The following is an 8,710-nucleotide window of genomic DNA, read 5'->3' as shown; positions in this document are numbered from 1 at the left end:
GATGCAGTTTGAGGAAAACTGGCTTGCGGCTCAGGCCCATCAAGCCCGTTCATGATCTCGGTTATGGGATACGGAATCCAGGGGCAAGGTCAGTTCTCCGTGACTATTTGAATTTCTCCCACCGGGTTTTATCATTTTTTTAAGGATTTACCATGTTCGCATCGCTCCAAAATCCTCTGTCGCTGATAGGACGCATCTTGCTGGCGCTGCTGTTTGTGCCTGCCGGTTTCAGCAAAATCGGCGGCTTTGCCGGAACTGTGGGGTACATCGCTTCCAAAGGCGTTCCGCTTCCCGAACTGTCTGCTGCCGCTGCCATCGGGGTCGAGCTGGGGCTGGGTTTGCTGCTGCTGATCGGCTGGCAAACGCGCTGGGCTGCGCTGGGCATTGCGCTGTTCACTGTGGTCATTACCTTTATTTTTCACAATTTCTGGGCTGTGCCTGCTGAGCAGGTCATGGCGCAGCAGCAAAACTTCTTCAAGAATATGGCCGCAGTGGGCGGGTTGTTGACAGTGGCGGCCTGGGGTGCCGGCGCGTGGAGCGTTGACGGCAACCAGCGGGCTGCGCAATGAACGTCGTCACTGTCGCAGCGCCTGAAAAATCGCTGCTGATTGCTGTCGTCTACCACTCCGGGTATGGCCACACCCAGCGCATGGCGCAGTCCATTGCTGCGGGTGCCGACGCCGAACTGGTCGCCATTGATGCAGAAGGCAACTTGCCTGCAGGTGGCTGGGAAACGCTGGCCGCTGCTGACGCCATCATCATGGGCTCGCCCACCTATATGGGCAGCGTGAGCTGGCAGTTCAAGAAGTTTGCCGATGCGTCTTCCAAGCCCTGGTTCACCGCCGCCTGGAAAGACAAACTGTTTGCGGGCTTCACAAATAGCGCGGCGCTGAATGGCGACAAGTCGTCCACGCTGAATTACCTGTTTACGCTGGCCATGCAGCATGGCGGCCTCTGGATCAGTCAGGGCGTGATGCCCAGCAACAGCAAATCTGCGCAGCGAAACGATGCCAATTACCTAGGCTCCTACAGCGGCGCGATAGCCCAGTCGCCTGCCGATGCCGGCGCGGGTGAAATGGCACCGGGCGATCTGGAAACAGCGCGCATTTTTGGCGAGCGCGTGGCGGACGTGGCGGGCCGGTTCCGGCGCTAGAGCGCATTCGTGGCGGCCAGAAAACCAGTTTAAGTACCAAAAAGGCTTATTGTGCAGGCTACATAAGCGCTGACAGCTATTAATAGTGTAGCAAGCAGTAATAGATTTTTGCTTGATATGATGGTTCGTCAAACGGGTTTCGCACCAGCCGCCGGTTATCTGGCGCGCGGCAATGGCATCATGGCCGGACTCCATTTATTTAAAGGAATCCCTCATGACCATTGAACTGAGCCTGGACCGCACCGCTACGCTGGCGCAAACCGTTCATATTCAAAGCCATACGCTGGTGAGTGATATCAGCAAAGCCGAAGGGGGCGACGACACCGGCCCCAGCCCGCATGACTTGTACGATGCGGCGCTGGGTGCCTGCAAAGCGCTGACGGTGATGTGGTACGCGCGCAAAAAAGGGATTCCGGTCGATGATATTCACACACGCATCGAGCGTGACGCCACGGAGGAACGCAAGGGCATTTACCGCCTGCGCGCTACGCTCAGCGTGCAGGGGCGCTTGACTGATGCGCAATTGCAGGAACTGCAGGCCGTTGCCCAGAAGTGCCCGGTGCATAAACTGATGAGCACGGTGACCACTGAAATCACCACCACACTGGGCCGACTGCCGTGAGCATTGAACTCAAACTGAGCGGGCACGACAAAGACCTGGGCGGCGGTTTCATGGTGCGCCGTTTGTTGCCGGCAGCTGAACGGCAATCGGTGGGGCCGTTTGTATTTTTCGACCATTTCGGCCCGTTGACGGTAGAAGCGGGCGCCAACCATGACGTTCGACCGCATCCGCACATTGGCCTGGCCACAGTGACTTACCTGTTTGATGGCGCGATGATGCACCGCGACAGTGTGGGTTCGGTGCAGCGTATCGCGCCCGGCGCGATCAACTGGATGACGGCTGGGCGCGGCATCGTGCATTCGGAGCGCGCACCTGACGACCTGAAAGACCAGACGTATTTGCAGCATGGCCTGCAGCTTTGGGCGGCCTTGCCTCAGGAGCACGAGGAAGCCGAACCCGATTTTGTCCACACGCCCGCTGCCGATATTCCGGCTGTGTCTGTGGGTGCATCGGACGTGCGGGTGCTGATTGGCGAGGCTTTTGGAAAAATTTCTCCGGTTAAGACATTCTCGAAAACCGTTTACCTCGACATTCGGCTGGCTGCCAGCGAGGTGTTTGATTTACCGGCCTTGGCCGATGAACTGGCGATTTACCCGGTGGACGGCGATCTTCAGGTCAACGGCGAAGTCGTCGCAGCGCGCACACTGGCCGTGTTGACGCCCGGCGTGGTAACGCGGCTCAGTGCTGACGCGGCAGTGCGGGTTGCGGTGATTGGCGGCGACAAACTGGATGGGCACCGCTTTATCTGGTGGAATTTTGTTTCCAGCCGCAAGGAACGCATCGTGCAAGCTGGCGATGACTGGCTGGTCCAGCGCATGGGCCAGGTCGCCGGCGACGCCGAATTCATTCCCCTGCCCGAGCGCAGGCCGTAGGGCAGGACAGCCCCCAACCATTCCAAACACAGCCATGTCAACCCTTCCTGAAATATCCCCAACGCCGGCGCAGCCCGAAATACCGCCAGTGACGCCCACAAGCCCTGAAATCGCCCCTGCGCCCGCAGAGCCCGAAATGCCGGTCAGGCCCGACAACCCGGAAATGCCGTCAACGCCATCAATGCCGGAAATACCGGAAACGCCCGAAATGCCGGGAATACCCCCGCAAGCTTCCTAGCCTTGAACGTCGCGCGCCAGCCGCACGCCACTGAATTGCCATTGCGCGTCAGGCGGAAAAAAGTTGCGGTAGCTGGCGCGGATATGGCTTTGCGGCGTCGCGCACGAGCCGCCGCGCAGCACAAACTGGTTGCACATGAACTTGCCGTTGTATTCGCCGACCAAGCCTTCCCACGGCTGGTAGCCGGGGTAGGGGGTGTAGTTCGACTGCGTCCATTCCCACACATCGCCCATCATCTGCGACGGGGTCGTGGGGCTGGCCTGTTGCTGGGGCATCGGGTGATAGGCTGCCCTTTCGACAAAATTGCCTGACTTGGCGCTGTTGGCGGGCAGCTGTCGGGCCGCCAATTCCCATTCAAACTCGGTCGGCAGACGCGCACCTGACCAGCGCGCAAACGCATCGGCTTCAAAATAACTGAGGTGGCAAACCGGCGTGTTGGCGTCAACGTCTTGCAGTCCCTGCAGCGTGAAATGCCGGTAATCGCCCGCATCGCCCTGCCAGTACAGCGGCATGCGATGCGCGCCGGCCTGCACCCAATCCCAACCCATCGACAGCCACAATTCGGGCCGTGCATAGCCTTGGTCTGCCATGAAATCCATCATCTCGCCATTCGTCACCAGCCGGCTGGCCAACTCGAAAGGCGCGACATAAACCGGATGGCGCGGGGTTTCATTGTCAAAGGCGAAATCGCCATCCCTCAACGCATCGAAGCCATGCTGTACCAAACCACCGCCGTAAGTGTGCCAACGTACCGGCTGGGGTACGGTGGGAGTCAGCGGCCCTCGTTTGGCATACGCCGGTGACTGCGGGTTGAATGACAGCGCATGCTGGATGTCGGTCAGCAGCAATTCCTGGTGCTGCTGTTCGTGGTGCAGCCCCAAGGTGATGAGCTGCGTCAGTTCAGGCGCTTGTGCATCGCTGGTCGTGCCGATAACCTCTGCCACCCGCTGATTGACCTGCGCACGGTAGGCCAGCACGTCCTGCAGCGACGGGCGGCTGATCAGCCCACGTTGTGGCCGGGGATATTTGTGGCCCACGCCGTTGTAATAGCTGTTGAACAGCTGGCGAAAGCTGGCATTGAAAGGTTGAAACTTCGCCTCGAAGCGTTCGAGCACAAAGGTTTCAAAAAACCAGGTGAGATGCGCCAGATGCCATTTGGCCGGACTGGCATCGGGCATGGATTGCAGCTGGCAATCTTCGGCGCTCAAGGGCTCGATCAGTCGCTCGGTTTGCGCCCGAACCTGCTGGAAGCGTTGTGCCAGTGTTGATGCGCAGGCGTCAGTTGGGAAGGTGTTTTGAGAGGGCAGCATGGCAGGCCAATAAAATTTTGACTGCCAAGCTTCCCATGAAATGCGGGGCCTAGCTGTCAGACAAAGCGCATGGATTGACTCGGGGCTTGAGTGCTGCATTGACCGCCCGGCGGTCATCAAAGACAAAACATTCGCCCTCAAAATGCGCTTCGCCGCATTCCTCAAAATAGCTCAAAATGCCGCCGTCGAGCTGGTAAACGTTTGAGATTCCGGCTTCTTCCAGGTAAATCGCCGCTTTTTCGCAGCGAATGCCGCCGGTGCAAAAGCTCACGACGGTCTTGCCCGCGAGTTCTTCGCGATGGGTTTGTACGGCTTGCGGAAATTCGGTGAACTTGCCCAGTTGCCAGTCGATGGCATTTTTAAAGGTGCCGGCTTCGATTTCATAGCGGTTTCGCGTCTCCAGCATGACCACGGGCCGGCCAGCGTCGTCCTGGCCGCTGTCGAGCCAGCGCTTGAGCGTTCTCGCATCCACCGCTGGTGCGCGGCCTGCCGAGGGCCGGATGGCGGGGTGGTTCATGCGGATGATTTCGGGCTTGATTTTGACCAGCAGCTTGTGAAAGGGCTGGACTGCCGACCCGCTTTCCTTGATCTGAAGGTCTGCAAACCGGATGTCAGTGCGCAGCCATGCCAAGAAATCATGAATCTCCAGGCGGGGGGCCGCCAGAAACAGGTTGATGCCTTCTTCAGCCAGCAGCACGGTGCCTTTGATTTCGCGCGCTGCCAAGGCGTCCGAAATTGCATTTTTCAGGGTGGGCAGGTCGTCCAGCGCTACAAATTTATACGCTGCAATATTCAGGATTTGCATGATGGCTGCAATTGTAGGCAAGGGCGCTGACGCCAAAAGCAGGTCTTGTCCGGCATGCCGCTGAAGGCGCAAAGCCCAGACCTAAAATGCAGCGCATGTTTGTCCATTTAAGAATCCACACCGAATTTTCAGTCGTTGACGGCACCAACCGCATCGATGAGATTGTTGAAGCCGCCGCCGCCGACCAGCAACCCGCGCTGGCCATTACCGATTTGAGCAACCTGTTTGGCACGGTCAAGTTTTACAAGGAAGGGCGAAAAGTCGGCGTCAAGCCGCTGATTGGCGCTGATATTTGGCTCGAAGCGCCGGGCAAGGAAGCTGGTGCGCCCGCATCGCGCCTGCTGCTGCTGGTGCAGGACGGCCAGGGCTATCTCAACCTGTGCGAATTGATCACCCGCGCCTGGACCAAAAACGTGGTGCGCGACCAGGCTGTCGTCAAGCTCGAATGGCTGCAGGAGCTGAACGCCGGGCTGATTGCGCTGTCGGGCGCGCAGGGCGGCGCGGTCGGTCAGGCGCTGGTGCAGGGCGACAACGCGCGCGCCACGGAATGTGCGCTGCATCTTTCCAATATGTTTCCAGCGCGGTTTTATCTGGAATTGCAGCGCGCCGAGCGTCTGGATGATGAGCAGCACGTTGCCGCCGCCGTGCAACTCGCGGCCCAGCTCCAACTGCCGGTGGTGGCCACGCACCCGGTCCAGTTCCTGACCTACGACGACTACGAGGCGCATGAAGCGCGTGTGTGCATTGCCGAAGGTGAAATTTTGGGCAATGCCAGGCGCGTGCGCAAGTTCACGCGCGAGCAGTATTTCAAGTCATCTGCCCAGATGGAAGCGCTGTTTGCCGATGTGCCTTCGGCGCTGGCCAACACTGTGGAAATTGCCAAGCGCTGCAACCTGACGCTGGAGCTGGGCAAACCCATGCTGCCCGACTATCCGACGCCCGAAGTCAATGGCGTGCATATGCCGGCTGAAGACTACTTTCGGCACACTTCGTTTGAAGGGCTGGAAGAGCGGCTGCTGCACCTGTACCCGAACCCGACGCTGCGCGACGCCAAGCGGCCCGAATACGTGGCGCGGCTGGAGTTCGAGATCAACACCATCCTGAAAATGGGTTTTCCGGGCTACTTCCTGATCGTGGGTGACTTCATCCAGTGGGCCAAAGCCAACGGCTGCCCGGTCGGGCCGGGACGGGGTTCGGGGGCGGGTTCGCTGGTAGCGTATGCGCTGAAAATCACCGATCTCGACCCGCTGCAGTACAACTTGCTGTTCGAGCGGTTTTTGAACCCTGAGCGGGTGTCGATGCCCGACTTTGACATCGATTTTTGCCAGAGCAACCGCGACCGTGTGATTGACTATGTCAAGGACAAATACGGCCACGGGGCGGTGAGCCAGATCGTCACCTTCGGCACGATGGCGGCACGCGCGGCCATTCGTGATGTGGGCCGGGTGCTGGATTTTCCGTATGGTTTTTGCGACAGCATTTCCAAGCTGATTCCGAACAAGCCCGGCCAGGCCGTCACATTGCAACTGGTACCGGCCAATCGCAAGAAAAACGACAAGCTGGTCTATGCGGTAGAGGCCGAACCGCTGCTGGCCGAGCGCGAAAGCAAGGAAGAAGACGTGCGCACGCTGCTGGAGCTGGCGCGCAAGCTCGAAGGCCTGACGCGCAACGTCGGCATGCACGCCGGTGGTGTGCTGATTGCGCCGGGCAAGCTGACCGATTTTTGTCCGCTGTATTTGCAGCCCGGCAGCACGTCAGCGGTCAGCCAGTTCGACAAGAACGATGTGGAATCGATTGGCCTCGTCAAGTTCGACTTTTTGGGACTGGCCACGCTGACCATTCTGGAAATTGCGCGCGAATTCATCATGGCCCGCTATCCGGACCAGAAAAACTTCAAGTTTGAAGACCTGCCGCTTGACGATGCGCGGGTGTACCGGCTGTTTGCCGATGGCAAGACCGAAGCTGTGTTCCAGTTTGAAAGTATCGGCATGCAGCGCATGCTGAAGGACGCGCGGCCCGACCGGCTCGAAGACCTGATCGCGATGAACGCGCTCTACCGTCCCGGCCCGATGGACCTGATTCCGACCTACATTGCGCGCAAGCAGGGCAAGGAAGTGCCCGAATATCCGGACCCGCGCGTCAAGCCGATGCTGGAGGAAACCTACGGCATCATGGTGTACCAGGAGCAGGTGATGCAGACCGCGCAGGTTCTGGGCGGCTATTCGCTCGGCGGCGCCGACATGCTGCGCCGCGCAATGGGTAAAAAAGACGAGAAGGAAATGGCCCAGCACCGGGAAATTTTCCGCAAGGGCGCAGGCATCAACGGCCTGGACGAAGAAAAAGCCGACGAGGTGTTTGACCTGATGGAGAAGTTTGCGGGTTACGGCTTCAACAAGTCGCACTCTGCCGCTTACGCGCTGCTGGCTTATCACACCGCCTGGCTCAAGGTGCATTACCCGGCCGAGTTTTTTGCCGCCAACATGACCGTTGAAATGGGCGATACCGACAAGCTCAAGATTTTGTTTGGCGACGCGCTGAAAATGGGGTTGACCTTTGAAGTGCCCGATATCAACGAGGGCCAATACCGCTTCGAGCCGATCAGCGCGAAGTCTGTGCGCTACGGTCTGGGCGCCCTCAAGGGCACTGGTCAGCAGGCGATTGACGCTATCGTGGCCGCCCGAAAAGAAGGCGGGCCGTTCACTTCGCTTTACGATTTTTGCGTGCGCGTAGACCGCAGCAAGATGAACAAGCGCACCGTCGAAGCACTGATCAAGGGCGGCGCTTTTGACAAGCTGCATCTGAACCGCGCCGAATTGCTGGCATCGGTGGAGCGCGCCTTTGACTTTGCCACTGCCACGCAAGCCAATGCCAACCAGGGCGGCTTGTTCGACATGTCGGATTCGCATGCAGCCAGCACGCAGGAGCCCGAACTGGTCGAGGCCGCGATGTTTGGCGTCAAGGCGCGCCTGGTGCTGGAAAAAACCGCGATTGGTTTTTACCTGTCGGGTCATCTTTTCGATGAGGTCGAGCAAGAAGTGCGGCAGTTTGCCAAACGCAAGATTGAAGACCTGAGCGATTCGCGCGATCCGCAAGTGCTGAGCGGCATCGTGACCGACTTGCGCATCATCAACGGCAATCGCGGCAAACTGATCATTTTCAAGCTGGACGACAAGACCGACGCGCTGGAAGTGTCGGTCGATGAAGCCACCTTCAACACGCATCGCAATTTGCTAAAGGAAGACGAGCTGGTGGTGGTGCAGGGCACACTGCAGGGCGCGTCTGAACGCTTTGGCCGGCGCTTCAAGATTGCGCAAGTGTGGGACCTGGAAACAGCGCGATGCCGGTTTGGCAAATACCTGCGCGTGGCCGTCAATGGCACCGCGCCCGATATTTCAAGGCTGGTCAGGGACTTTCCGCCACGTGCCGATGCTGCCGATCAGGGGGCGGCAAGCCACGGGCTGCCCGTTCGCCTGAGTGTGCGCCGGGAGCGCGTGGTGGCTGAACTGCATCTGGGGGAAGCGGCCCGGTTCTTTCCGACCGATGCGGCCCTTGCCAGCTGGATGGCGCAGGCCGACAAAGGGCTGGTGCGCATCGTTTATGAATAAAATAGCCCGCTTGCGCAAGGCGGACTCAAATCTGAAGTGCAACACCTTTATTCAACTAAGGTGTGAAGATGAAAAAACTCCAGCAGTATCAGCAACTTCAGCTGC

The 8,710-nt window shown here is 59.0% G+C and carries 8 protein-coding genes; 6 read left to right on the top strand and 2 right to left on the bottom strand.

Going from position 1 to position 8,710, the window contains the following annotated elements; genetic code table 11:
* Positions 1-152 precede the first annotated feature (152 nt).
* The 5 genes from RCH06_RS17440 to RCH06_RS17420 all read left to right on the top strand — a co-directional run bounded on the left by RCH06_RS17440 (position 153) and on the right by RCH06_RS17420 (position 2,885).
* Complete coding sequence (locus RCH06_RS17440; RefSeq protein WP_327082736.1) at positions 153-569, top strand: DoxX family protein; 417 nt, start codon at positions 153-155, stop codon at positions 567-569.
* Positions 566-1,153, top strand: coding sequence for a flavodoxin family protein (locus tag RCH06_RS17435; RefSeq protein ID WP_327082735.1), 588 nt, complete (start codon positions 566-568; stop codon positions 1,151-1,153). The genes RCH06_RS17440 and RCH06_RS17435 overlap by 4 nt, the downstream gene beginning before the upstream one ends.
* A gap of 214 nt (positions 1,154-1,367) precedes the next feature.
* Positions 1,368-1,775, top strand: coding sequence for an OsmC family protein (locus tag RCH06_RS17430; protein ID WP_327082734.1), 408 nt, complete (start codon positions 1,368-1,370; stop codon positions 1,773-1,775).
* A complete protein-coding gene (locus tag RCH06_RS17425; protein WP_327082733.1) occupies positions 1,772-2,647 on the top strand; it encodes a pirin family protein in 876 nt (291 codons plus the stop codon). The genes RCH06_RS17430 and RCH06_RS17425 overlap by 4 nt, the downstream gene beginning before the upstream one ends.
* 34 nt (positions 2,648-2,681) lie before the next feature.
* Positions 2,682-2,885, top strand: a complete 204-nt coding sequence (locus RCH06_RS17420; RefSeq protein ID WP_327082732.1) for a hypothetical protein — start codon at positions 2,682-2,684, stop codon at positions 2,883-2,885.
* Here the strand turns inward: RCH06_RS17420 and egtB are convergent.
* Together egtB and RCH06_RS17410 are read right to left on the bottom strand one after the other, a co-directional pair.
* Positions 2,882-4,195, bottom strand: a complete 1,314-nt coding sequence (gene egtB / locus RCH06_RS17415; RefSeq protein ID WP_327082731.1) for an ergothioneine biosynthesis protein EgtB — start codon at positions 4,193-4,195, stop codon at positions 2,882-2,884. The genes RCH06_RS17420 and egtB overlap by 4 nt on opposite strands.
* Before the next feature lie 49 nt (positions 4,196-4,244).
* Positions 4,245-5,000, bottom strand: a complete 756-nt coding sequence (locus tag RCH06_RS17410; protein WP_327082730.1) for a sulfurtransferase — start codon at positions 4,998-5,000, stop codon at positions 4,245-4,247.
* 95 nt (positions 5,001-5,095) lie between these two features.
* Here RCH06_RS17410 and dnaE point away from each other — a divergent pair, with 95 nt between their 5' ends.
* Positions 5,096-8,605 (top strand): DNA polymerase III subunit alpha, encoded by a 3,510-nt coding sequence (gene dnaE, locus RCH06_RS17405; RefSeq protein WP_327082729.1) that lies wholly within the window; start codon positions 5,096-5,098, stop codon positions 8,603-8,605.
* Positions 8,606-8,710 lie beyond the last annotated feature (105 nt).

The sequence above is a fragment of the Polaromonas sp. CG_9.5 genome (genome assembly GCF_035984465.1).
Taxonomy (GTDB): Bacteria; Pseudomonadota; Gammaproteobacteria; order Burkholderiales; family Burkholderiaceae_C; genus Polaromonas.
This window is presented reverse-complemented; position numbering and strand designations above follow the sequence as displayed.

Coding starts and splice junctions, on each gene's coding strand:
- RCH06_RS17440 (WP_327082736.1), top strand. CDS start 153: ATGTTCGCATCGCTCCAAAATCCTCTGTCGCTGATAGGACGCATCTTG.
- RCH06_RS17435 (WP_327082735.1), top strand. CDS start 566: ATGAACGTCGTCACTGTCGCAGCGCCTGAAAAATCGCTGCTGATTGCT.
- RCH06_RS17430 (WP_327082734.1), top strand. CDS start 1,368: ATGACCATTGAACTGAGCCTGGACCGCACCGCTACGCTGGCGCAAACC.
- RCH06_RS17420 (WP_327082732.1), top strand. CDS start 2,682: ATGTCAACCCTTCCTGAAATATCCCCAACGCCGGCGCAGCCCGAAATA.
- egtB (WP_327082731.1), bottom strand. CDS start 4,195: ATGCTGCCCTCTCAAAACACCTTCCCAACTGACGCCTGCGCATCAACA.
- RCH06_RS17410 (WP_327082730.1), bottom strand. CDS start 5,000: ATGCAAATCCTGAATATTGCAGCGTATAAATTTGTAGCGCTGGACGAC.
- dnaE (WP_327082729.1), top strand. CDS start 5,096: ATGTTTGTCCATTTAAGAATCCACACCGAATTTTCAGTCGTTGACGGC.